Source organism: Streptomyces sp. ISL-98, assembly GCF_018614055.1.
Taxonomy (GTDB): domain Bacteria; phylum Actinomycetota; class Actinomycetes; order Streptomycetales; family Streptomycetaceae; genus Streptomyces; species Streptomyces spiramyceticus.
Map to the genome: position 1 here is coordinate 65,576 of NZ_JAGGPB010000028.1, position 24,147 is coordinate 89,722.

At 70.8% G+C, this 24,147-nt stretch carries 21 protein-coding genes and 1 tRNA gene; 8 read left to right on the forward strand and 14 right to left on the reverse strand.

The window, feature by feature from the left end; genetic code table 11:
* Positions 1 to 6: 6 nt before the first annotated feature.
* Together J7I98_RS20140 and hppD are read right to left on the reverse strand one after the other, a co-directional pair.
* Entirely contained in the window at positions 7 to 939 is a 933-nt protein-coding gene (locus tag J7I98_RS20140; protein WP_214922168.1) for a Teichoic acid biosynthesis protein C (Precursor), read from the reverse strand.
* A 200-nt stretch (positions 940 to 1,139) separates the two neighbouring features.
* Complete coding sequence (gene hppD, locus J7I98_RS20145) at positions 1,140 to 2,288, reverse strand: 4-hydroxyphenylpyruvate dioxygenase (RefSeq protein ID WP_214922170.1); 1,149 nt, start codon at positions 2,286 to 2,288, stop codon at positions 1,140 to 1,142.
* 142 nt (positions 2,289 to 2,430) lie between these two features.
* Here hppD and J7I98_RS20150 point away from each other — a divergent pair, with 142 nt between their 5' ends.
* The 7 genes from J7I98_RS20150 (at position 2,431) to J7I98_RS20180 (ending at position 7,615) form a co-directional block, all read left to right on the forward strand.
* The gene (locus J7I98_RS20150; protein WP_214922318.1) at positions 2,431 to 2,910 is read left to right on the forward strand and encodes an Lrp/AsnC family transcriptional regulator; all 480 of its coding nucleotides are present in this window, start codon (positions 2,431 to 2,433) and stop codon (positions 2,908 to 2,910) included.
* A 24-nt stretch (positions 2,911 to 2,934) separates the two neighbouring features.
* Positions 2,935 to 3,582, forward strand: coding sequence for an ABC transporter permease (locus J7I98_RS20155; RefSeq protein WP_214922173.1), 648 nt, complete (start codon positions 2,935 to 2,937; stop codon positions 3,580 to 3,582).
* Positions 3,575 to 4,330 (forward strand): ABC transporter permease, encoded by a 756-nt coding sequence (locus J7I98_RS20160; RefSeq protein ID WP_214922175.1) that lies wholly within the window; start codon positions 3,575 to 3,577, stop codon positions 4,328 to 4,330. The genes J7I98_RS20155 and J7I98_RS20160 overlap by 8 nt, the downstream gene beginning before the upstream one ends.
* A 20-nt stretch (positions 4,331 to 4,350) precedes the next feature.
* Positions 4,351 to 5,349: a glycine betaine ABC transporter substrate-binding protein gene (locus tag J7I98_RS20165; RefSeq protein WP_214922177.1), complete on the forward strand. Its 999-nt coding sequence runs from the start codon at positions 4,351 to 4,353 to the stop codon at positions 5,347 to 5,349.
* Between the two features lie 85 nt (positions 5,350 to 5,434).
* Positions 5,435 to 6,037, forward strand: a complete 603-nt coding sequence (locus J7I98_RS20170) for a transcriptional regulator (protein WP_214922179.1) — start codon at positions 5,435 to 5,437, stop codon at positions 6,035 to 6,037.
* A 25-nt stretch (positions 6,038 to 6,062) separates the two neighbouring features.
* Positions 6,063 to 6,260 (forward strand): hypothetical protein, encoded by a 198-nt coding sequence (locus tag J7I98_RS20175; protein WP_214922181.1) that lies wholly within the window; start codon positions 6,063 to 6,065, stop codon positions 6,258 to 6,260.
* Positions 6,257 to 7,615, forward strand: coding sequence for an MFS transporter (locus tag J7I98_RS20180; RefSeq protein ID WP_214922183.1), 1,359 nt, complete (start codon positions 6,257 to 6,259; stop codon positions 7,613 to 7,615). Before J7I98_RS20175 ends, J7I98_RS20180 begins: the two co-directional genes overlap by 4 nt.
* On the opposite strand, the gene J7I98_RS20185 is transcribed toward J7I98_RS20180, so the two are convergent.
* The 4 genes from J7I98_RS20185 to J7I98_RS20200 form a co-directional block, all read right to left on the reverse strand.
* A complete protein-coding gene (locus J7I98_RS20185; RefSeq protein ID WP_214922185.1) occupies positions 7,542 to 8,321 on the reverse strand; it encodes a S16 family serine protease in 780 nt (259 codons plus the stop codon). The two genes, J7I98_RS20180 and J7I98_RS20185, sit on opposite strands and share 74 nt — an antisense overlap.
* Before the next feature lie 136 nt (positions 8,322 to 8,457).
* Positions 8,458 to 9,105: an IclR family transcriptional regulator gene (locus tag J7I98_RS20190; RefSeq protein WP_214922188.1), complete on the reverse strand. Its 648-nt coding sequence runs from the start codon at positions 9,103 to 9,105 to the stop codon at positions 8,458 to 8,460.
* A 301-nt stretch (positions 9,106 to 9,406) separates the two neighbouring features.
* The gene (locus J7I98_RS20195; protein ID WP_214922190.1) at positions 9,407 to 11,188 is read right to left on the reverse strand and encodes a DEAD/DEAH box helicase; all 1,782 of its coding nucleotides are present in this window, start codon (positions 11,186 to 11,188) and stop codon (positions 9,407 to 9,409) included.
* A 167-nt stretch (positions 11,189 to 11,355) separates the two neighbouring features.
* Entirely contained in the window at positions 11,356 to 12,819 is a 1,464-nt protein-coding gene (locus tag J7I98_RS20200) for an MFS transporter (protein ID WP_214922192.1), read from the reverse strand.
* Between the two features lie 179 nt (positions 12,820 to 12,998).
* Here J7I98_RS20200 and J7I98_RS20205 point away from each other — a divergent pair.
* Positions 12,999 to 13,073, forward strand: a tRNA-Cys gene (locus tag J7I98_RS20205).
* A gap of 13 nt (positions 13,074 to 13,086) precedes the next feature.
* Here the strand turns inward: J7I98_RS20205 and J7I98_RS20210 are convergent.
* From J7I98_RS20210 to J7I98_RS20245, 8 genes are all read right to left on the reverse strand, one after another.
* Entirely contained in the window at positions 13,087 to 14,292 is a 1,206-nt protein-coding gene (locus tag J7I98_RS20210; protein WP_214922194.1) for a lactonase family protein, read from the reverse strand.
* Positions 14,293 to 14,533: 241 nt separating this feature from the next.
* The gene (locus tag J7I98_RS20215; RefSeq protein ID WP_214922196.1) at positions 14,534 to 16,858 is read right to left on the reverse strand and encodes a xanthine dehydrogenase family protein molybdopterin-binding subunit; all 2,325 of its coding nucleotides are present in this window, start codon (positions 16,856 to 16,858) and stop codon (positions 14,534 to 14,536) included.
* Entirely contained in the window at positions 16,855 to 18,246 is a 1,392-nt protein-coding gene (locus J7I98_RS20220; RefSeq protein ID WP_308377870.1) for a 2Fe-2S iron-sulfur cluster-binding protein, read from the reverse strand. Before J7I98_RS20220 ends, J7I98_RS20215 begins: the two co-directional genes overlap by 4 nt.
* Positions 18,243 to 19,139: a xanthine dehydrogenase family protein subunit M gene (locus J7I98_RS20225; RefSeq protein ID WP_214922198.1), complete on the reverse strand. Its 897-nt coding sequence runs from the start codon at positions 19,137 to 19,139 to the stop codon at positions 18,243 to 18,245. The genes J7I98_RS20220 and J7I98_RS20225 overlap by 4 nt, the downstream gene beginning before the upstream one ends.
* 281 nt (positions 19,140 to 19,420) lie before the next feature.
* Positions 19,421 to 21,055, reverse strand: a complete 1,635-nt coding sequence (locus J7I98_RS20230) for a beta-N-acetylhexosaminidase (protein ID WP_214922200.1) — start codon at positions 21,053 to 21,055, stop codon at positions 19,421 to 19,423.
* A 4-nt stretch (positions 21,056 to 21,059) separates the two neighbouring features.
* Positions 21,060 to 21,893 carry a carbohydrate ABC transporter permease gene (locus J7I98_RS20235; RefSeq protein WP_214922202.1) on the reverse strand — a complete coding sequence of 278 codons (834 nt, stop codon included), beginning with the start codon at positions 21,891 to 21,893 and terminating at the stop codon, positions 21,060 to 21,062.
* Entirely contained in the window at positions 21,890 to 22,783 is an 894-nt protein-coding gene (locus tag J7I98_RS20240) for a carbohydrate ABC transporter permease (RefSeq protein WP_374225158.1), read from the reverse strand. Before J7I98_RS20240 ends, J7I98_RS20235 begins: the two co-directional genes overlap by 4 nt.
* Positions 22,780 to 24,084, reverse strand: a complete 1,305-nt coding sequence (locus tag J7I98_RS20245; protein ID WP_214922204.1) for an extracellular solute-binding protein — start codon at positions 24,082 to 24,084, stop codon at positions 22,780 to 22,782. The genes J7I98_RS20240 and J7I98_RS20245 overlap by 4 nt, the downstream gene beginning before the upstream one ends.
* Positions 24,085 to 24,147: the final 63 nt, after the last annotated feature.

Here is a 24,147-nt window from a genome sequence, read left to right on the forward strand (position 1 = left end):
ATCCCGCTACCTCCGCTCCTTGTAGTAGATCGAGTACCGCCGCTCCCCCACTCCCCCCGACGCAAACCCCATGCACAACCGCGCCCTCGTCGTACGCCGTACCGCCAGACCCTCCGGCTCCCGGTAGTCGAGCGAGTAGCCCGCTTCCGTGCGGGACCGCTGGATGAGCTTGCCCGTACTTATGTCGATGCAGGAGACGTACGTATTGCCGTGTCCCGAGGGGGGATTGCCGGGGCCGTACGGATCGCCCGCCAGCTGGTAGAGGTAGTTGCCGTGCAGGGCGAAGCCCTGGAAGTCGGCGTCCGGGTCGGGGTGCGCGGCGGCCTGGGCGAAGTCGTGGAGCGGCTTCGTGAAGTCGCCCGCGACCGCGCGGCCGAGCGAGAAGACCCGGTAGCGGACCTTGCCCGCGATGCGGTGGCGGACTGCGATGCGCTTGGTGCTCATGTCCACGGACGGCTGGTTCGCGGTGGAGCCGGCGACCGGGTAGCGAGTGGATTCCGCCGAGCTGCGGCGTACCTGCCGGTCCACGAAACGGAACCGCGTGATGCCGCGCCCGAACGCTCCGGACTCCGCGACCCGCCCGTCCGACTCGGTCCAGATCCAGGTCGCCCCGGCCGCGTCCCGCTCGACACCCATACCCACGCCGTGGCCGTGCCCGAGCAGATACATGTGCCCCAACCGCTTGCCGCTGAAGTCCAGTTGGTTCAGGCACATGTCGCCACGCTGGCGACGCTCCGTACCGGTGTACTCCCGCGACTCGCCCGCGAGTCTTATGCCGCCCTGCATCACCTGGACGACGTACAGCCGCTGCCTGGAGTCGTCGAAGGCGAAGGACTGGAGGACCGTGGTGTGTCTGAGCGGCTTCTTCCAGTGCCATCTCGTCGACGGCACTGCTAAGTCGATGCGTTCGTCGCTCGTGCTCGCATTGATGCTCGTCATGGCCATGACTCACGATAGCGACCCACGGCCCCCACGGGTCAGGGCGCGTGGCACCGCGCACGCAGCGCGGAGCCACACCTCACCCGAAGTCGCCGGCTCCCACCGGGCGCTGGACCGCGGGCCGCTCCGGCACCGGTGCGCCGAAAGGGCACCCACCGGCCCGGGACGGCGCCGGCGGGTGCCCCAAATGCGTATTGCGGCTAGAGGTTGCCGCGCTTCTCCTGCTCGCGCTCGATCGCCTCGAAGAGCGCCTTGAAGTTGCCCTTGCCGAAGCCCATCGAGCCGTGCCGCTCGATCATCTCGAAGAAGACGGTCGGCCGGTCCTGGACCGGCTTGGTGAAGATCTGCAGCAGGTAGCCGTCCTCGTCGCGGTCGACGAGGATCTTCAGCTCGCGCAGCGTCTCCACGGGCACGCGGGTCTCGCCCGCCCAGTCGCCGAGGGTGTCGTAGTACGAGTCGGGGGTGTCCAGGAAGGCGACACCGGCCGCGCGCATGGAGCGTACGGTCGCGACGATGTCGTTCGTGGCGAGGGCGATGTGCTGGACGCCCGCGCCGCCGTAGAATTCCAGGTACTCGTCGATCTGCGACTTCTTCTTCGCGATCGCGGGCTCGTTGATCGGGAACTTGACCTTCAAGGTCCCGTCGGCGACGACCTTCGACATGAGCGCGGAGTACTCGGTGGCGATGTCGTCGCCCACGAACTCCTTCATGTTGGTGAAGCCCATGACCTTGTTGTAGAAGGCGACCCAGTCGTTCATCTTGCCGAGCTCGACATTGCCGACGCAGTGGTCGATCGCCTGGAAGGTCCGCTTGGCCGGCGGCTCCACGATGGGCTTCGCGGCGACGAAGCCCGGCAGGTACGGGCCGTCGTAGCGGCCGCGCTCGACCAGCGTGTGGCGGGTCTTGCCGTACGTCGCGATGGAGGCCAGGACGACGATGCCGTGCTCGTCCTTGACCTCGTGCGGCTCCTCGATGCCGCGTGCGCCGTGCTCCACCGCGTAGGCGTACGCGGCACGGGCGTCCGGGACCTCGATGGCGAGGTCGACGACGCCGTCGCCGTGCTCGGCAACGTGGTCGGCGAGGCAACGGCCGTGGTCCGTGGTGGCCTTGATGACGGAGGTGAGAACGAAGCGGGCGGCGCCATTGGTCAGGACGTAACTCGCGGTCTCGCGGCTGCCGTTCTCCGGTCCGGAGTAAGCGACGAGCTTCATGCCGAAGGCCGTGGAGTAGTAGTGCGCGGCCTGCTTGGCGTTGCCGACGGCGAAGACGACAGCGTCCATTCCCTTGACCGGGAAGGGATCGGCCTCGCGCGCGGTGCTGGGGGTGGTCCGGTGCGTTGTCTCAGTCATGGCGGCAGAGTCTCTCCGTATCGCAGGCTGCGCAATAGTTCGACGAAGGGCTGGTCAATCTGCACAGTGAATGGACAGTATGGAGGGGCTATCTGTACAGGATGACCACTCGAAGAGCAGGGACCGAGAGGCGGCGGCGACCATGCCCACGGACGGGATCGACGAACTGGATGGCAGGCTCATCGTGCTGCTCGCGCGCGAGCCGAGGATCGGGATGCTGGAGGCGTCCCGGCGGCTCGGGGTGGCGCGCGGGACCGTACAGGCGCGGATGGACCGGCTTCAGTCCAATGGAGTCATCCGCGGGTTCGGCCCGGACGTCGATCCGGCGGCGCTCGGCTATCCGGTGACGGCCTTCGCGACGCTGGAGATCAAACAGGGCCAGGGCGCCGACGTACGGGCCCACTTGGCCACCGTCCCCGAGGTGCTGGAGCTGCACACCACCACCGGGCACGGCGACATGCTGTGCCGCCTCGTGGCCCGCTCCAATGCCGATCTTCAACGTGTGATCGACCGGGTTGTCGGTTTTGATGGCATCGTGCGGGCGTCCACGGCGATTGTCATGGAAAATCCCGTTCCGCTGCGGATCATTCCGCTCGTGGAGCAGGCGTCCGGCACGTCCTGACGTCCGAGGACCGAGGAGTGGCCCGTGGATTTCTGGGAGTACCTCGGCAGTCGCCACCAGCAGCTGCTGACGGACGCCTACCAGCACGCGAGCGCGGTCTTCCAGTGCATGGTCGTGGCCACCCTGCTGGGTGTCCTGATCGGCGCCCTGACATACCGGAGCGAGTGGGCGGGCAACCTCGCCACGACGACCGCCTCCACCGTCCTGGCGATCCCCTCGCTCGCCGTGATCGGCCTGCTGATCCCGGTCGTGGGTCCGGGCTTCGCGCCCGCGGTCGTCGCGCTCACCCTGTTCGGGCTGCTGCCCGTCGCCCGCGGCGCGATCGTGGGGCTGCGGGGCGTCGATCCCGCCCTCGTCGACGCCGCCAAGGGCATCGGCATGTCGCGCCTCGCCCGGGTGGCACGGATCGAACTGCCGCTCGCCTGGCCGCCAGTCCTCGCCGGGATCCGGGTCTCCACGCAGCTGCTGATGGGCATCACCGCGATCGCCGCGTACGTCTCCGGGCCCGGCCTCGGCCATGAGATCTTCCGCGGCCTCTCCTCCCCGGGCAGCAGGAACGCGACCCACCAGGTGCTCGCGGGCACGCTCGGCATCGTCACCCTGGCTCTGATCTTCGACGCCGTGTACGTGCTGGTCGGGCGCCTGACCATCCCGAGGAGGGTCCGTGTCTGAGACCAGGGACGAGTCGGTCGCCGCCGCTCTTCCGACCGCCCCGGCCGCACGGCTGCTGCCGCACCGCGTGACCTGGCAGAGGCTGGTCGTCGTGCCGGGGGTTCTCGTGGCGCTGCTGCTGGCGACCTGGCTCTCGTACACCCACGCCGACCTCGACCCCGTGTCGCGCAGCGCGCTGGGCGGCGGCAATGTGTGGCTCCGCTTCAGCGGGCACGTCCGGCTGACCGTGATCTCCACCGTCTTCGCGCTCGCCATCACCGTCCCGCTCGGCATCCTGCTGACCCGCCCCGGCGCACGCCGCGCCGCGCCACTGCTGACGGCCTGCGCGAACATCTGGCGGGCGACACCGGCGATCGGTCTGCTGGCGCTGCTGGTGATCTGGCTGGGCGCCGGCGAGTGGGCGGCGCTGGCCGGGATCACCCTGTACGCCGTCCTGCCGGTCCTCTCCGGCACCGTCGCCCGTCTGAAGGCGGACGAACCGACGCCCCTGGAGGGCCTGGCCGTCGTCCCACTCGTCCTCGCGGGCGCACGGACCGCGCTGGTCCTGAACGTCGGCACGGCCACACTCGCCACCTTCGTCGGGGGCGGCGGTCTCGGTGACCTGATGGCCACCGGGATCACCGAACAGCGGATGCCGGTACTGGTCCTGGGCTGCGTCCTGACGGTGGCGCTGGCGCTGTTCGTGGACTGGCTGGCATCGATCGCGGAACTGCTGCTGCGGCCGCGTGGGCCGGAGGCGGGCCGATGAGACGGTGGATGGGGCGGCGGATGAGGCGGCTGATAGGGCGTACACGCGACGACGCTGCACGCCTGCTGGCTGCCTCCCTGGCCGTGGGCGCGGCGGTCGCCGGGTGCGGGCTGGCCGACGGGAGCCCGCTGGTGGACGACGTGAAGCCGGGGTCGGTCGGGAGGGGCCTGCCGCTGGAGGGCGCCGAACTGACGGTGACGTCGAAGGAGTTCACCGAGCAGCTGATTCTTGGTCAGATCCTCGCCCTTGCCTTGGAGGCGGCGGGCGCGGACGTACTCGACAGGACGGGGATCCAGGGGACGGTCGGTGCCCGCGAGGCCGTGGCGAGCGGTGACGCGGATGTGATGTACGAGTACACGGGCACGGCGTGGACCACCTACCTCGGCAGCGACAGGCCGTTCGCCGATCCGCGGCAGCAGTGGCAGGCGGTGCGCGAGGCGGACCTGAAGAACGGCATCACCTGGCTGCCGCCGGCCGCCCTGAACAACACGTACGCGCTGGCGACGAGCCCGGCGAACGCGAAGAAGTACCGGACGAAGACGCTGTCGGAGGTGGCGGCGCTGTCGAAGAAGGACCCGTCGGCGGTGACGCTGTGCGTGGAGAACGAGTTCGCCGCGCGGGCCGACGGGCTGAACGGCATGAAGAAGGCGTACGCGATGGGCGTCCCGGCGGGCGGCGTCACGACGATGGACAGCGGGACGGTCTACACCCGGGTGTCGAAGGGCGGCTCCTGCACATACGGCGAGGTGTTCACGACCGACGGCCGCATCAAGGCGACGGGCCTGACGGTGATGGCCGACGACAAGCGCTTCTTCCCCAACTACAACGCGGCCCCCGAGATCAACAGCAAGTCGCTGAAGAGGTATCCGGCGATGGCGGACGTCCTCGGCCCGATCACGAAGAGGCTGAACAACACGGTGGCGCGGGAGCTGAACGAAAGGGTGGACGCGGGCGGGGAGGATCCGCACTCGGTGGCGAAGGAGTGGCTGGTGAGGGAGGGCTTCATCAGCGCGGGCTAGGCGACGTACACGAAGAGGCCCCTGCAAAGACTTTGTTGCAAAAGACCCTTTGCAACGAAACCTTCGCAAGTCTAGAGTGGAGGTCATGGCCGAACCCGAAGTCCCCAAAGAACGCAAAGAGTTCGAAGAACCCGACACGCGCGTACTGGACGCACGCTCCCTGCGCGGCCTCGCCCACCCCCTCCGCATCCAGCTACTGAAGACCCTCCGCCACTACGGCCCCGCCACCGCCTCCCAACTGGCCGAGCGCCTCGGCGAGTCCAGCGGCGCCACCAGCTATCACCTGCGCCAGCTCGCCACGCACGGGTTCGTCGAGGACGACCCCGAGCGCGGCAAGGGCCGCGAGCGGTGGTGGAAGGCGGCGCAGGAAGGGATCAGCTTCAGCCCGGAGCTGCACAACAGCCCCGACCCAGCGGTGCGCGGAGCAGCCGACCTCTTCCTGCACGAGCTCGCGAACATCCACACCCAGGAAGTCGGCACCTGGCTCGGCACCTCGCGCGAATGGCCCGAGGAGTGGGCCAGGAGCGCAGACCTGAGCGACTTCACGCTGCAGCTCACCGCCGAGCAGCTGAGCGAGCTCAACCACAAGGTGCGCGAGCTGATCGACAGCTACCGCGGACTGACCGCCGAGGGATCCGCCCAGGTCCGCATCCACACGCACTCCTTCCCGCGCCGCGCCACGGACTGAAACGGACTGAAAGGAAGTCACCGCCGTGTACTCAGACATACATCTCCAGCTGCACACCCTGCGCGCCGCCGAACTCCAACAGGAGGCCGCGGAGTACGCCCGCCTCCCCCGCCCCACGAACAGCCCCGCCCACCGCCTTCGTACTCAACTCGGCTGGATCATGGTCGAGTTGGGCCTGCGCCTCGTGCACCAGCCCTCGGTGCGACCGGCCCGTATCGCATGACCGCAAAGGGGGGACCGTCTCCACGCGACCGGCGGCCGCTCGCCGCCATTCTGGCCGCCGAGACCATCTCGACGGTGGGCAATTCGCTCACCCTCATCGGGGTTCCGTGGTTCGTGCTCCAGGCCACCGGCAGCGCGGGCCGGGCCGGCGTCGTCGCCTTCTGCGCGACCCTGCCGGTCGTCCTCTCCGCGCTCGTCGGCGGGCCGGTCATCGATCGCCTCGGCCGCCGCCGGGTCAGCATCGCCACCGACCTGATCTGCGGCATCTCGGTCGCCGCGATCCCGCTGCTCTTCTACGCGGGCGCGCTGGAATTCTGGATGCTGTGCGTCCTCATGGGCATCAGCGGCTTCGTCGCCACCCCCGGCACCACCGCCCGCCACGTCCTGGTCCCCGACCTCGCCGAGCGCGCGGACACCACGCTCACCCGCGCCGCGAGCCTCTTCCAGGCCGCCTCCAGCGGAGCCCGCATGGTCGGGGCCTCACTGGCGGGCGTACTGATCGCCCTGCTCGGCGCGGAGGCCGTGCTGCTGCTGGACGGGGTGACGTTCGCCCTGTCGGCGCTCCTCGTCGCCGCCGGAGTCCGGGGCGTACGGGCCGCCGAGCCGGTCAAGAACGCAACCTCCGTCTCACTCGCGACGTACCGCACCGAACTGCGCCAGGGCTACAGCTTCGTGGCGCGGCGGGACCGGCTGCTGCTGGCCGTCATCCTCATCGTGATGCTGACCAACGGCCTGAATCAGGGCTGGAGTTCGGTCCTGCTACCCGTACACGCAAAGGAGAACCTGGGCGGCGCCACCCAACTCGGCCTGCTCAGTGCGATCTTCGGCGGCGCGGCACTTCTGGGCGCGCTGCTGTACGGGGCGTTCGGCGACCGCTTCCCGCGCCGCGGCGTCTTCGCCGCGGCCCTGCTGATCGGCGAGGTGCCGCGCTTCGTGGTCGCCGCGCTGACGGACGGCACGGCGCCGCTCGCCGTGACGCTGGCCGCAGGCGGACTCGCCGTCGGGACACTCAACCCGATCCTCACCACGGTCATGTACGAACGCGTGCCGCTGGAACTGCGCACCCGGGTCGCTGGCATCACCACAGCCGGCTGCCAACTGGCCATTCCGCTCGGCGGACTGGCCGCGGGCCTCCTTGTCGACGGAACGGGGCTCGTGCCCGCGCTGCTGCTGTTCGGCGGCGTCTACTTCCTCGCCACTCTCAGCCCGCTGCTCTTCCCGTCCTGGCGTGAGATGAACCGCGAGACCGACCGCGAGATGCACTCCGTACAGCCGCCGCCCGTCAGCAGCTCGGGACCTTCCCGCCCTTCTGCCCCAGCGCCTGAAGCGCCTGCACCGCGTCCTTCAGCGTCGTGACGGGCACCAGGCGCAGCCCGTCGGGCAGCTCGGCCTGAGCCTGCGAGCACTCGCCCTTCGGCACGAGGAAGACCGTCGCCCCGTCGCGCCTGGCGGCCTGCGTCTTGAGCGGTACGCCGCCGACCTCGCCGACCTTGCCGTCGGAGGTGATCGTGCCCGTGCCGGCAATGTTGCGGCCGCCGGTCAGGTCGCCGCCGTCGAGCTTGTCGACGATGCCGAGGGAGAAGAGCAGCCCGGCGCTGGGACCGCCGATGTCGGCGAGCTCGAGGTGGACCTTCACCTGGTCCTTGCTCTTGCCGAGGTGAGCGAGGGCGGCGTCGACGGCGGTGTTCTGCGACTTCTCCATCTCGGCGATGTTGTGCTTGGCGATCTCGGCGTCGCTGCCGCCGGTGGGGTAGACCGCTTCCTTGGGCATGACGGCCCGGTCCGTCCTGAACCATGCGTCGACGACCTGCCCGAGGTCGATGTCGACGGACGGCCCTGTCGCCACGATCGTCGTCATCCGCAACTGCCCGGTGGTCTTGCGGACCGGCGCCCCTGTGACGGTAATCACCGGCTCACCCTTGTCCTCACCCAGGACGTTCGCGGTGCTGCCGGGCTGCGCGAGGACATACGGCAGGGGCGCGAAGGCGGCCACGGCCGTGAGCGCGAGGACGGGGGCCGCGCAGAGGGCGAGGACGCTGGTACGGGAGAGACGTGAGAGCACGCCCCCAATCTAACGGGAGCGCACTCCTTAACTTCTTCCCCGCCCTCACCGCAAAGCGACCCACCTCCCATGCGCCTCTCGCACCGCTCCGCGGGCATCGAGTCGCTGCGCCGGCCTTCGGCCGACGACCGTGCCCTCACCGCAAAGCGTCGGCGACCTCGCGAGCCGCGTCGACCACACGCGGTCCCACCCGCTCCGGAATCGTGTCGGCGAGCATGACCACGCCGACGCTGCCCTCCAGGCCCGTCACCCCGACCAGCGGCGCGGCCGCGCCGCTCGCGCCCGCCTCCAGCTCGCCGTGGGTGAGCGTGAAGCCGTCCTGGCCGTCGGCGAGGGCGCCCTGGCGGGCGGAGAGTATCGCCCGGCCCGCCGCGCCCCGGTCCAGCGGGTGGCGGAAGCCTGTGCGGTACGCCACGTGGTAGTCCGTCCACGTCGGCTCGACGACCGCGACCGCGAGCGCCTCCGCGCCGTCGACCAGGGTCAGGTGCGCGGTGGCACCTATGTCCTCGGCGAGCGAACGCAGCGCGGGCAGCGCGGCCTCCCGTACGAGCGGGTGGACCTGGCGGCCGAGGCGGAGCACGCCGAGGCCGACGCGGGCACGTCCGCCTATGTCGCGGCGTACGAGCGCGTGCTGCTCCAGGGTCGCGAGCAGCCGGTATACGACGGTGCGGTTCACACCGAGTTTGTTCGACAGCTCGGTGACGGTCAGACCGTGGTCGGTGTCGGCGAGCAGCTTGAGGACACGTAGTCCCCGGTCGAGCGTCTGGGAGGTTTCCGCGGTCACGACGCCCTCTCCTCTGTGGTGAGTGCGGCGGCTCTCTCACGCTTGCGGCGCCGGTCCCGTCGGCGTCGCGCGCAGAGGCCGCCGGCAGGCCATGGCACCGGCTGCGCTCCGCGGCGGCGCTGCCACGGGGCGTGTGCGTTGCCGGAAAGGTAGCGATCGACTCCGCTCAGCGGAAGCCCTCGTCCAGAATCCGGTCGCGGAAGGTCAATTGATGCCCATTCGGGACCGTTCCCGGCCGGACGTGCGTCGGGCCCCGCTTCATGCGTACGCACAAAGGGGGCCCGGGGGTGCCTTGGGGGCATCACCTCATGCGGGTGGCCCACTCCTGGACCTTCTTGATCCGCTCCTGCAACTGGCCCGCGGTGGCCTCCGCGCTCGGCGGTCCGCCGCACACGCGCCGCAGCTCGGTGTGGATGACGCCGTGCGGCATGCCGGTCTGGTGGACGTACGCGCCGACCATCGTGTTGAGGGACTTGCGCAGCTCCAGCAGCTGCTTGTGGGTGACGACGGGACGCGCCTCGGCCGGCTTCTCCAGGAGGTCGGCCTCGGCAGCGGGCTTCTGGCGGCTGTGCGCGATCTGCCGGGTCTGCCGCTTCTGGAGGAGGAGCTGGACCTGGTCGGGTTCGAGCAGCCCGGGGATCCCCAGATAGTCCTGCTCTTCCTCGCTGCCCGGGTGGGCCTGCATGCCGAACTCGGCGCCGTCGTAGAGGACCCGGTCGAAGACGGCGTCGGACTCCAGTGCTTCGAAGGGCAGCTGCTCCTCGGTCTCCTCGTCCTCCAGCTTCTCGGCGTCGGCGAGGAGCTTGTCCTCCTCGGCGAACGGGTTCTCGTCGTCGCTGCCCTTCTTGGGCTTGTCGAGGACGTGGTCCCGCTCGACCTCCATCTCATTGGCGAATTCGAGAAGCATAGGAATCGTAGGAACGAACACCGAGGCGGTCTCGCCCCGCCTCCGTGATCGCACGAATCGCCCGACGGCCTGCGCGAAGAAGAGGGGCGTGGAGATGGTCGTCGCGTACACCCCGACAGCCAGCCGGGGTACGTCGACGCCTTCCGACACCATACGGACCGCGACCATCCACCGGGAGCCGTCCGCGCTGAACTGGTCGATTTTCTTCGAGGCGGCTTTTTCGTCGGACAGGACGACGGTCGGCCGGTCCCCGGTGATCTTCTTGAGGATCTTGGCGTACTCGCGTGCGGTGTCCTGGTCGGACGCGATGACGAGCCCGCCGGCGTCGGGGATGCCCTTGCGCACTTCGGTCAGCCGGGTGTCGGCGGCAGCGAGCACATTGGGGATCCACTCACCGGTCGGCGCGAGCGCGGTGCGCCACGCCTGCCCGATGGCGTCCCTGGTCATCGGCTCGCCGAGCCGGGCGGCGATCTCGTCACCGGCCTTGGTGCGCCAGCGCATGTTGCCGCTGTAGGAGAGGAAGATGACGGGCCGCACGACACCGTCGGCGAGGGCGTTCCCGTACCCGTAGGTGTAGTCGGCGGAGGACCGCCGGATGCCGTCGTTCCCTTCCTCGTACGCGACGAAGGGGATCGGGTTCGTGTCGGAGCGGAAGGGCGTACCGGTCAGGGCGAGCCGCCGGGTCGCCGGATCGAACGCCTCCTGACAGGCCTCGCCCCAGGACTTGGAGTCACCGGCGTGGTGGATCTCGTCCAGGATCACGAGCGTCTTGCGCTGCTCGCACCGGTTGCGGTGGAGCATCGGCCGTACGCCGACACCGGCATAGGTGACCGCGACCCCGTGGTACTCCTTGCTCAGCGGCCCGGCGCTGTAGTCCGGATCGAGCTTGATGCCTATACGGGCCGCCGCCTCCGCCCACTGCTTCTTGAGGTGCTCGGTCGGCGCGACGACGGTGATCTGCTGCACGACATGGTGGTGCAGCAGCCACGAAGCGAGCGTCAGCGCGAAGGTCGTCTTGCCGGCGCCGGGCGTCGCGACGGCGAGGAAGTCGCGGGGCTGATCCTGGATGTACTTCTCCAGCGCCCCCTGCTGCCAGGCACGCAGCTTGTTGGCCGTGCCCCAGGGGGCGCGGCCGGGGAAGGCGGGTGAGAGGTGGTGGGAGGCGGTAGTAGTCACGGTCTCCGGTTCAGGGGCTCTCGGGGGCGGCACAAGGGGTACGTACGACAACCGGGCCACCCTACCGGTGGCCCGGTTGCGTTCCGCCTGAACGGCCCCGGGCGGTCCGCCGTTTGGGACCCACCTCACACCGCGACACTCTTTACGACTCTTTACGCGTCCCGTCTTTACGCGTCCCGCACGCGCAGCCGAGTCGCCACCCACGCCCCCGCCAGTGCCACCCCGGCCATCGGCAGGAACACCGCCGCGAAGGCCGCCGGGTGCGAGCCGGAGGCCGAGGTCGTCGCATGGGCCGCGCCCACCGCTCCGCCGCCCAGGGCTGCGAAGACCGCGCCGCCGATGGCGAGGAGCATGACGTTGGACAGGCCGTCGGAGATCTGGAGGGCGGCGGAGTTGGCGCCCGCCTCTTCCGGGGCCGAGAGCTTGAGCAGGAGCACGCTGGTCGAAGCGATGACCGTGCCCATGCCGAAGCAGCCGACTCCCCAGGCGACCGCCACCACCCACACCGGGACGGCGGGGATCAGTACGCTCGGCGCGGTCGCAATGGCCGCGGCGACCAGCACCATGCCGCCGGACACCATCCGCTCCCGGTACGGCTCCATGCGCGGCCGCGACTGTACGTACGAACCGGACGCCCACGTCGCACCGCCCACCGCGAGCGAGAGCCCGGCCAGCGTCGGGGACAGCCCGCGCTGGGTGACCAGCATCAGCGGTACGAAGGACTCCGCCGCGATGAAAGCCCCGGCCGCGATCCCCCGCAGCAGCACCACCGAAGGCAGCCCGCGCGCCGCCCGGTAGGTGCCGCGCGGCAGCAGCCCCAGGACGGCGGGCACGAGCAGCGCCCCGCCCACCGCCGCCGGGAGCAGCGACAGCCACCGGAGGTCCTGGCCGGCGTACTGGAGCAGCCCGGCGCCCAGCGAGATGCCGAGCGCGAGCCGGATGCGGCGGCGGTCGAAGGCGGGGACGGGCGCGTCGGGGTCTGCGGGTCCGGCTGCCATGCGGCGTATCGCGGGCAGCGCGATGGCGAGCGGGAAGACGACCAGGGCGGGGATGCCGACGAACACCCAGCGCCAGCCCAGCTGCTCGGTGACCGTCCCGGACACGAGCGGCCCGACGACGGAAGGGACGACCCAGCTCGCGGCGAAGGCGGCCAGTATCGCGGGCTGCAGGCGCTGCGGATAAGCGCGGCTGACGACGACGTACAGGGCGACGATCACCAGCCCGCCGCCGAGTCCCTGGACGGCGCGGCCGAGGATGAACAGCCACATCGCGTCGGCGGTTCCGGAGAGCAGCAGCCCGGCCCCGAAGGCGCTGATGCCGGTGGCGAGGGGGCCGAGGGGGCCGCGCCGGTCGGCCCACTGCCCGGACAGGACCATCGCGAAGAGGCTGGTGGTGAAGTAGGAGGAGAAGGCGAAGGCGTAGAGGGAGATCCCGTGCAGCTCGCGGGCGGCGACCGGCATGGCCGTGCCGACGGCTGTCGCCTCGAAGGCGATGAGCAGGACGACGGCGATGATGCCGATGCTGAGGGCTCGGTGCGTCTTGCCCAGGACGCCGCTGTTCTCCGCGGGGACGCCGGGTATCTCAGCAGCTTCGGGCGCGACCTCGGCGTCGCGCGGCTCCAGGGCGGTCATTCGCCCAGAGTAAGGGGCGTACCGGCGAATGAGCCCTGTCGCAAGGAGGGCCGGGCGTCGGCCTTTGGTCGTACGACCGGCGGCGGTGTGTGAACGCGGCATGGCAGTCGCATTGCACCCCGCACGGATCCCTTGAGGCGGCGCGCTCGGCCGCTTACGTTCGAGGAGTTCCAGCACACGGCCGTGTGCCCGAGTGGCTCAGGGGCTTGCCTGCAAAGCAAGTTACGTCGGTTCGATTCCGATCACGGCCTCCACGAAACCGCGTCGCTACACCGGCAGCACGCACACCGGAATCGGCGCGGCGAACGCCGCCCCCACCGGATCCGGCCGTCCCGTGGCCCGGTCCGGCCGGAAGACGGTGACCGTCCCCGACTTCTGGTTGGCGGCGAACAGCAGCGTGCCGGACGGATCCAGCACGATGTGCCGGGGATACGAGCCGCCGGACGGCGTGACGGACACCAGCCGCACCGCCGCCCCACCGCACTCGACGACGAACGTCGCGATGCTGTTGTGGCCGCGGTTGGACACGTACAGGAAGCGTCCGCCCGGTGAAATCACCACTGCGGCAGGGTAGTTGCGTTCGGTGGGCTCGGTGCCGGGTGGCAGGGTGGGCAGCGGTGCGCCGGGAGTGAGGGTCCCGGCGCGCCGGTCGTAGGCGCAGACGGCGATGGTGCTGTCCAGTTCGTTCACGACGTACGCGTAGCTGCCGGACGGGTGGAAGGCGAGGTGCCGCGGGCCCGCCCCGGGCTTCATCGCGGCGCGGGCCCGCTCGTGGAGCCGCCCGGTGCGCGGGTCGAGGCGGTAGGTGTGGACGGAGTCGGTGCCGAGGTCGACGGCGAGGACGTACCGCCCGCCCGGGTCGCTGACCACCATGTGCGCGTGCGGCCCTTCCTGCCGCGCGGGATCCGGCCCGGAACCGGTGTGCTGTACGACGTCACTGGCCTCCCCGAGCACGCCGCCGCGCCCGATGGGGTGCACGCAGACGCTGCCGCCGGTGTAGTTCGCGGTGAGGAGGAAGCGCCCGCCGGGGTGTACGGAGAGGTGGCAGGGGTCGGCGCCGCCGGTACCGCGGCTCTCGCCCAGCACCTCGGGCGGTCCGGCCTGCCCGACGCGCACGGCGGTCACGGCTCCCCGGGCGCGCTCGTCGACGGCGTACAGGGTCCTGCGGTCGGGCGAGAGGGCGAGGAAGGAGGGGTTGGAGACGCCGGGGAGGACCCCGGTGGAGGCGAGCTCCCCGCTGCGCGGCCGGTACGCGGCGAGCCCGATGCCGGTGCCGCCGCCCGGCTGGGTGGTGTAGGTGCCGAGGTAGGCGCGGCGTCGGGCGGGGGCCGGGGTGGGGGCGGCCTGCGCGTCCGCCCGGGTGAGCGCGACGGTGGCTTGCGCGTCCCCCCGGGTGAGCGCCGCGGCGGCACCGGCACCGGCGAGCAGCCCGAACCCGCGCCGGCTCACGCCTCGTGTGGTCGTATCGCTCATGAGACCCCTCACGCATCCGAGTTCGAGAGTCGCCGCTGCGGTCGCATCGTGGCTGGACCAGCGCGCCGGGACAAGGGGACCGCGCGGGACTACTCCTGATGCTCTGCCCAGACGTATGCCACTTTCACGTCGGCGCATACCGGGCCGTCGGGGGCCCGTGCGGCGGAGGCGACGGCGTGGTGGTCTCCGCGGCGCAGAACAGCAGCCACCGGAGCACCGACACCCCCGTTCGCCCCCGTCCCTACGGGTTGGGAACGGCGACCGCTGCCTGCGGCCTGATCGGCAGGCGGTTGACCGGGCGGCCCGTCGCCGCGCGTACCGCCGATGCGACCGCCGCCGGGGACGTGACCGCCGGGACCGCACTGGCCGGCTTCGCGCCGAAGGGGGCGACCACGTCGCGCTCCTCGACCAGCTTCACGATCTGGATGTCCGGTGCGTCGAGGGAGGTCGGGAGTGCGTAATGAGTGAGGTCCGGGTGGCGGACGAGGCCTCGGGGGGTGCGGAGGTTCTCGGTCAGGGCCGCGCCCACGCCCTGCGTCACGCCCGCCTCGATGCGGGTCGCGAGCTGCGCCGGATTCAGGATGCGGCCCACGTCCTGGGCCACCGCCATTTCCACCACCCGTACCGAGCCGAGCTCGATGTCCACGTCGACGATCGCGCGGATCGCGCAGAACGCCAGGCCCACGAAGGCGTCGCCCTGGCCCGTTTCGTCGAGGGCCTCCGTGGGGTGCGGGCGGCACTGGGCCGTGGCCCAGAGTTCCTTGCCGTCCATGGCCTCGGTGACCGTGGTGGACAGGACACCGTCGTACGACGTGATCTTGCCGTCCGCGATCTGCAGCAGCTCGGTGGACATGCCGAACTTGTGCGCCAGCGGCTGGAGGAGCTGCGTGCGGACCATCTTGGCCGCCCGCTCCACCGCTCCGCCCGACACCCACGTGTGCCGACCGTGCGTGGCCGCGCCCGCCGGGGGCTGGTCCGTGTCGACCGACGCGACGTGGACCTCTTCGATGCCCAGGGTTTCCTGGACGATCTGGCGGGCCAGGGTGGAGAAGCCCTGGCCGGTTTCCACCGCGGCGCAGATCACCGTGGCCACGCCGTCGTGGACCTTCACCGTGGCGGTGGAGACCTCGTCCGCGCCCTCCGCTCCGAGCATGTGCACCATGCCCAGCGCGTAGCCGACGCCCCGACGCACCGCACTCGGTTCGCCCGCGCCCTCGGGGCCGCCCGGCAGCAGCCAGTCGTCCTGGGGGGTGTCCTTGGGGAGGGTGGGGAGGCGGAAGTCCCGTACGGAGCGCAGGAGTTCCGCGACGGGCGCCGGGCACGTCACGGTCTGGCCGGTGGGCAGCAGGTCGCCCGTGGCCATGACGTTGCGCAGGCGCAGTTCCGCCGGGTCGAGGCCCAGCTTTGCCGCCAGCTTGTCCATCTGGCCCTCGTACGCAGCGCAGACCTGGAGAGCGCCCTCGCCGCGGACGTGACCGGACGGGGGGTTGTTCGTACGGACGGCCCAGCCCTCGATGAAGGCGTGCGGGACGACGTACGGGCCGCAGGCGAAAGCCACCGCGGCGGCAAGCGATTCGGAGGACGCGTCGGCGTACGCGCCGGCGTCCAGCAGGATCTGGGCCTCGACCTTGACCAGGTGGCCTTCCGCGTCCGCGTGGTGGCGGTAGCGGAGCAGGGTCGGGTGGCGGTGGGCGTGGCCGAGGAACGACTCCTCGCGGGTGGCCGCCAGCTTGACCGGGCAGCCGGTCTTGAGCGCCAGCAGGCCCAGCGGGATCTGGAAGCTGCCGTCCTCGCGGTCGCCCGTCGCGCCCGGGACGCCCGTCACCACTACCTTGACGCGCTCCTGCTCCAGGCCGAAGCAGGACGCCGCCCGGTCGCGGTCGGTGTGCGGGTCGGTGGACGCCGTGTAGAGCTCCACGCCGCCGTCCGGGCGGGGGACGGCGAGACCCGCCTCCGCGCCGATGGGGGCGGGGTCCTGGCGGCCGATGCGGTACAGGCCCTCGACGATCACTTCGCCCGTGACCGACGGGTCGCCGAAGCTGAGCGGGATGTGGCGGATCAGGTTGCCGTCGGGGTGGAGCGGCTCGGCCGCGAAGGCCTGCTCCGGGTCGGTGACCGGGTCCAGAAGTTCGTATTCGACCACGATCGCCGCGGCCGCCAGACGGGCTGTGTCGGGGTGGTCGGCGGCCACTGCCGCGATCGCCTCGCCGTGGTGGCGGACCAGGTCGGAGGCGAAGACGGGGCGGTCGGCGACGCTTCGGCCGTGTGCGGGGTCGCCCGGCACGTCGTCGTGGGTCACCACGGCCCGTACACCCGGCATTTCGGACGCGCCGGAGGTGTCGACCGAGACGATACGGGCGTGGGCGTGCGGGGAGCGCAGCACGGCCGCCCACAGCAGGCCCTCGGCCCACAGGTCGGCCGCGTACGGGAACGTGCCCTCGGTCTTCGCACGCGCATCGGCCGGCGGGAGGGACGCGCCGAGGCCGTGGGTGGGCTGCTCGGGCGGGGACCCGTCGACTGCCGGTGCGCTGGTCGCGGTGGTCGCGGTGGCCGCGTCGTGGCTCACGCCATGCCTCCGTCGTGCGGGTGGGGCTGCTGGACACTGCCGGCCCCTGGGGGCGCCTGGTGCGGGATGCGGGCCACCTCTTCGGGGGCAGCAGCGGCGGGGGCGGCGGACGCCTCGCGCTCGGCCACGACCTCGCGTACGGCTTCCAGGACACCTCGGTAGCCGGAGCAGCGGCAGAGGTTGCCGCAGAGGGCCTGGCGGGCCTCCAGGTCGCTCGGGGCATGGTTGCCTTCGAGCAGGTCGTGGACGGTCATCGCCATGCCGGGTACGCAGAAACCGCACTGGACGGCGCCGCAGTTGGCGAGGGCTCGCTGGACGTCGGACGGTTCGCCGTCGGTGGCCAGGCCCTCGACCGTACGGACCTCACTGCCGGCGGTTGTGGCCGCGGGCACCAGGCAGGAGGCGACCAGGCGGCCGTCGACCTGGACGGCGCAGGCGCCGCATTCGCCCTGGGAGCAGCCGTCCTTGGCACCGGCGAGGCCGAGGCGCTCGCGCAGGACGTAGAGGAGGGACTCGCCGATCCAGGCGTCGGTGACGGGGCGGTCGGCACCGTTCACGCGCAGGACGTAGGAGGCGTGGGGGTGTTCGCTGTGCGCGGCGGCCGAGTCGGAGACGGGGTCCGGCTCGGGGTCCTGTTCCCGTTCCTGCCCCTGTCCCTGCTCCGGTTCCTGTCCCGGTTCCGTTGTGGCTTCCGGTGCCGCCTCGGGTTCGGACTCCGGCTCGGGCTCCGGCTCCGGTTCGGCGTCGTTCGAGGCCGTCGCCCAGGGCGCGGTTGCCCCGCCCGGCAGCGTCGCCCCGGCGTCCGCCGTGTTCGCCGTGCTCGCCCATGGCGCGGTCGCTCCGCCCGGCAGGGTCGCCGGCGGCGCGGCGCCCCATTGGGCGGCGGCGAGTGCGGAGGTCGTAAACTCGCCCGATTCGTCCGGGAGATCCCCGTCTGCCACCGGGATGGTCCACTGGCCCGTGAGCTCGGCCGCGGGTGCCTGTGCCTGCGCCGGTACGGGGGCGCGGGCGGGCGTGGGTTCCTCCGCCGCCTCGAAGGACCACTGGCCCGTCGCGCCCGGGTCGTGCGCGGGAGCCTGGGCAGGGGGCTGCGATCCCTCCGCTTCCGGCCAGCGCATCTCGCCGTGCACCGGCGGCGCCATCCACGTCCCGGTCGCGCCCGGGTCGGTGGCAGCGCCCGGGGCCACCGTGATCTGCGGCGGTACGTAGTCGTGGCCGGGGGCGGCCAGCGGGTCGCCCGTGCCGGTCGCGGCCCCCATGCCCGTCATGCCCTCGGGCAGCTGCACGAAGGCCGTGGCCTCCGCGTCGTACTCGCCGCCCTGCGGGATCGGCTGCCAGCCGCCGGGGTTCGCGGGTCCCGGCGTCCGGGGGTTCTCGTTCTCGCTCACGCCAGTGCCCTCCCCAGCGCTCGTCGGGCCAGCGCGGCGACGGTGCGCCGCAGATGCAGTACGGCGGGTGGCAGCGGGGGCGGCTCCGACCCGTCCGCCGCCGGTGGCGGGTCCGGGATGCAGCCGGCCGCGACGTACTCGCCGAAGGCCGTGCACGCCTCGGGCGCCAGCTTGCGGTCCGCGTCCCACTCGATCAGCGAGGCGATCCAGCGCTCCGCCTCCAGTGGCCGCAGCGGCACCTGCGCGATGGCGCCCACCGCGCAGCGCACCTCGCGGTGCGCGGGGTCGAGGACCAGGGCAACGGACGCGGACGCGCGGCCGGGGCCGGTGCGGCCGGTGGCCTTGAAGAAGACCTGGGGGGCGTGTAGCAGCGGTACGCGCACGAAGCCGATCAGCTCGCCCGGGCCCAGCATCTCGCGGCCGGCCAGCAGGTGGGAGACGGGCATCTCGCGGCGTGCGCCACCGGGTCCGGCGATCACGAGCGTCGCTTCCAGGGCGGCAAGGACGGGCAGGGAGTCGCCGGTCGGGGCGGCGGTGACGATGTTGCCGCCCAGCGTTCCCGCGTTACGGATCTGGGGCGGGCCCGCGGCGCGCGCGGCCGCCGCCAGTGCCGGGATGAGGGCCGCGAAGTCGGGCCTTCCCATCCGGGCGTGCGTGAGGCCGGCGCCGAGCAGCGCGTGTCCGTCCTGGTACTGCCAGCCGCGGATCTCGCTGATGCGGCCGAGTCCGACCAGGGCCGATGGCCGCAGCTGCCCGGAGTTCACGGCGGCCATCAGGTCCGTACCGCCCGCGACGGGCACGGCGGCAGGCATGGCGGTGAGCGCCGCCACGGCCTCGTCGAGCGAGGCCGGCAGCGTCACGGACTGCGCCGCCTGCGGTGCGTGCGTGGTCAAGCCAGCTGCCCCTTCCCGGTGTCCCGGCTGTCCCGCCTGTTGCGCCGTACGGTACGTGCTCACAGCCCGGACGTGGCAACTCTGGCACATCTTGAGAACTGACCGACGCGAGGGTCCACTAGGGGACTCTCGTCCCCGACCAGGGCATAGGTCCGGTTTCGCACTTCATTGGCGTTGAGTGCGAATTGCCACTGTTCAGCGGCCTTGTGCGACTTACGCCGGGGCCAGGACCTCCACGGTCCCAGCCCCGGCGTGGTACGGCCCATACCTTCCCGCCCGGCTCACACGTTTGGGGGCGACCCCTCGATCGGGCGTCCGAGGCTCGCTGTCAACCCATTGGGGGCCGGACGCTTCTGCCACGGCAACGGGCCGCCCGGCGGCCGGTACTCGACACCCAGTGCGTCAAGTCGGGCGTAGTGCCCTGTCATTCGCGCCTCGAAACCGGCGAAATCGCGCTCGGCGGACGGCGGCAGGTCCGACCAGGCGACCTCGGCGAAGGCGGCCAGGCGCGGGAACGTCTGGTAGTCGACGCGGCTCCGGTTCTCCATCACTTCGGTCCAGACGTTGGCCTGGGTGCCGAGCACGTGACGCGCCTCTTCGGGCGCGAGCTGCGGCGGTACGGGCTCGAAGCGGTAGACGTCCTCCAGCGTGCGTACGTACCCGATGGGCATCGGCTCGTCCGCGCCGCCGTCCTGGCGGTGGTCCAAGTACACCTGCTGCTCGGGGCACATGACGACGTCGTGGCCTGCCCGGGCTGCGGTGATCCCGCCCGCGTATCCGCGCCAGGAGGAGACGGCGGCGCCGGGCGCCAGGCCGCCTTCGAGGATCTCGTCCCAGCCGATGAGGCGGCGGCCGCGGTCGGTGAGCCAGGTGTCGAAGTGCCGGATGAACCAGGACTGGAGCCGGTCCTCGCCGGTCAGGCCCAGTTCACGCATACGGGCCTGGGCGGCCGGGGACTTCTTCCACTGGTCCTTCAGCGCCTCGTCGCCGCCGATGTGGATGAAGGTGGAGGGGAAGAGGGCGAGGACTTCCTCGAAGACGCCCTCGAAGAAGCGGAGGGTGTTGTCAGTGGGGGCGAGTACGTTCTGATTAATGCCCCAGGTGTCCCAGACGGCGAGTTGGGAGGTGTCGACGATGTCCGTGTTGCCGAGTTCCGGGTATGCGGCGATGGCGGCCTGCGAGTGGCCCGGGATATCGACCTCGGGGACGACGGTGATATGCCGCTCGGCGGCGTACGCGACGATCTCGCGGATGTCGTCCTGCGTGTAGTAACCGCCGTGCGGTGTCTGCGTCCACAACTCCGATGCCCGATGGCCCCATTTGGTGCGCGCACGCCACGCGCCGGTCTCCGTCAGCTTGGGGTGGCGCTTGATCTCGATGCGCCAGCCCTGGTCGTCGGTGAGGTGGAAGTGGAAGACGTTGAGCTTGTGGGCGGCGAGGAGGTCCAGGTAGCGCAGGACGCCGTCCTTGTGCATGAAGTGCCGTGAGACGTCGAGCATCAGGCCGCGCCAGCCGAAGCGGGGACTGTCCTCGACGGCGCAGCTCGGCAGCTTCCACACGCGGCCGGGGTTCACCGGTGCGCGACGGAAGGCGTCGGGGCCGAGGAGTTGGCGCAGGGTCTGGGCGCCGTAGAAGACTCCGGCCGCGTCGCCGCCGGTGAGGGTGACGCCGTCGGCGTTCACGTGCAGTGCGTAGCTCTCCGGACGCGCGCTCCCGGCGGCGATCCGCAGGCGGATCGCCGCCCCGGCCGTGCCCGGTGCCAGCGGCAGCCCTGTCGCTGCGCCGACCGTGCTGCTCAGCCAGCGCGCGACGCCCTCCGTACCGGGCTGCGCGTCCACCACGGTGTTCCGGTCGAGGAGGAAGCCGTCCGTACTGCCGAAGCCCTGGTAGCCGAGGGGCGCGGGAATGAGGTCCATCACGTCAGTCCTTTACCGCTCCGCCGAGTCCGGAGACCAGGCGTCGCTGTACGAGTACGAAGAAGACCAGCACCGGGACGGTCATCACCGTCGAGGCTGCCATGATCCCGCCCCAGTCGTTCTCCTCCGGCTTGAAGAAGACCAGCAGTGCCATCGGAAGTGTCGACTGCGAGGTGTCGCTGATGATGAACGACTTGGCGAAGAGGAAGTCGTTCCACGTCGAGATGAAGGAGAAGACGCTCGTGGCGACCAGGCCGGGAAAGACCAGCGGAAAGAGGATCTGCCACAGAAAGCGGGAGCGGCTCGCGCCGTCGATGTACGCCGCCTCCTCGAGCGCCTCGGGGACGGCCTTCACGAAGCCGCGCAGCATCCACACCGCGAAGGGCAGCGAGAAGGCGATGTGCGGAAGGATCAGCGAGCCGAGCGTATTGAGCTGTCCGAAGTCGCGCATCAGGAAGAACAGCGGGATCGTCAGTGCTTCGATCGGCACCATCTGCGCGACGAGAAACATGATCAGCAGCGTGGTGCGGAATCTGAACCGGAAGCGGGTGACCGCCGTCGCCGCGAGAAAGGCGATCAGTGCGGACGCGACGACCACGACCGATGCCACCAGCAGGCTGTTGAGGAAATACCGGCCGAATTCCTGCTGTTCGAAGACGCGCCGGAAGGAGTCGAGCGAAGGCGAAAGCGTCCAGGGGCTGGCTTCCGTCGACTGGATCTCACCCGCCGGCTTGAAGGCGGAAAGCACCATCCAGTACAGCGGGAAGGCCACGACCAGCGCGACGAGCAGCGCGGACGCCTCCGCCGCGAGCCGCCAGGGTCGGCGTACAGCACTCATAGTTCTTCTCCCTGGCGTCGCAACAGCCGCAGGTATACGAGCGTGACGGCCAGCAGAATCACCAGCATGACGACGCCGATCGCCGAGCCCAGGCTGTACTGGGAAGACGCGAAGGCCTTCTGGTACGCGTAGACATTGAGGACGAGGTTCTGGCCGGCGATTCCGCCGCCGTTGGTCATCACGTAGATCTGGGTGAAGATTTTGAAGTCCCAGATGATCGACTGGATCGTGACGACCACCAGGATCGGCCGCAGCACCGGCGCCATGACCGACCGCCAGATACGCCACTGCGATGCCCCGTCCAGGGACGCCGCCTCCAGCACCTCCGCCGGGATGGCCCTGATGCCCGCGTACACGGTCACCATTACGAACGGGAAGGAGCACCACACCACTTCGAGGAGTACGAGCGCGAAGGCGCTGTAGCGCCCGTACGTCCACGAATGGTCGCCGAGCCCCAGCACCTTGTTGACGGGGCCGAAGTCCGGGTCGAAGAGGAACACCCAGACGGTGGACCCGGTGATCGCCGGGGTCGCCCACGCGCCGAGCGCGGCCATCATCAGCGCGAGGCGCGGCAGCGCGCGTACGCGTGTCAGCAGCACGGCCAGCGTGCAGCCGACCGACAGCGTGGCGATCACACAAGCGGCGGCGAAGACGACGGTGGCGAGCAGCACCTGCCAGAACTGGGGGTCGCCGAAGAGCGTCGTGTAGTTGCCGAAGCCCTGGAAGGTGGTCGGCTCGCCGCCGCTGACCTGCGCCTGCGTGTACTCCAGGAAGGAGATCAGGCCGAGTTGGTAGATCGGGTAGACGAGCAGGCCGCCGAGTACGACCAGGGCGGGCGCGAGGTAGAGCCAGGGCGTCCCGCCGGGGCCTCGCCGCACGGTCGCGCTCAACCTGCCGCGCCGAACGCGTCGTTCATCTTCTTCGCCGCGTCGCCGGAGGCCGCCGCCACGTCCTTACGGCCGCTGACGACCTCCTGGAACATCGTCGGCAGGACGAGCGAGGAGTCGATCTGCGCCCAGCCCGGCGAGGCCGGAGCCGCCTTGGCGCCCGCCGCGAGCGTCGCGATGAAGGGCTCGACGAACGGCTCCTTCTCCGCGGCGTCCTCGCGCACATCGGTGTACGTCGGCAGGAAGCCCATCGCGTCGAAGAGCTCGCCCTGCGTCTTCTTCCCGGCCAGCTGCTTCATCAGGTCGACGGCGAGCGTGCGGTGCGAACTGCTCTTGAGTACGCCGAGGTTGTTGCCGCCCGCGAAGGCCGGCGCGATCTCGCCGGACTTGACGCCGGGCAGCGGCACCACCGCGTACTTCCCCTTCACCTTGCCCGCCTCGACCGCGGCATGGCTGAAGTCGCCGCCGATCGCCATGCCCGCCCTGCCCGAGGCGAAGGCAGTGACGGTGTCGTTGCCACCCATCTCGGCGCACTTGGCGGCCGGGCAGTTGTCGCCGCCGAAGAGCGAGGTGTACGCCTTGATGCCCTTCTGGGCGGCGGGGCTGTCGATGGCGGACGTGTACGTTCCGCCGCTCTCCTCGGCGAGTTCCCCGCCGTTGGCCCAGATGAAGGGCATCGCGCCGTACGTGTACGCGCCGCCGACCGCGAGCCCGTACAGCTCCGGCTTCGCCTTGCGGATCTTCTTTGCGGCGGCGATCAGTTCGGCCTGGGACCTGGGCGGCTTGATGCCGAGGTCCTTGAAGACGTCGGTGCGGTAGTACAACGCCCGTACGCCGACGAAGAGCGGGGCGCCGTAGACCTTGCCGCCGACGGTCACCGACTGCCGGGCCGTCGGGTCGGTGTCCCTGGCCTCGCTCCAGGCCGCGAACTCCTCGGTGACATCGGCGAGTCCGCCGTCCTTGACGTAGCCGGCCGTGTCGGTGTTGCCGTACTCGATCAGGTCGGGGGCGCTCTTCGGGTCGTTGAAGGCGGCCTTGATCTTCTGGGCGCGGGTCTCGACCGGTATGTACTCGATCTCGACCTCGGCGTCCTTGTGCCGGGCGCGGAAGGCGTCGACGGCGCGGTCGACGACCTCCTCCTTGGGCGTGTTGGCGACCTCCTGGAAGAGCCAGACACGCAGCGTGCCGCTCTTCTCGTCCCGCTCGGCGCTGTTGTCGGAGGTCTGCGGGGCGCAGGCGGTGGCGGTGAGGCCCGCCAGGACAAGTGCGGTGACCGGGGCGGCAATGCGGGCAGAAAGCTTCATCCGAAATCCCCTGCGGGTCGGCGTTGCAACATACGCAACGAGCGTTTCGTACTGCACAACACG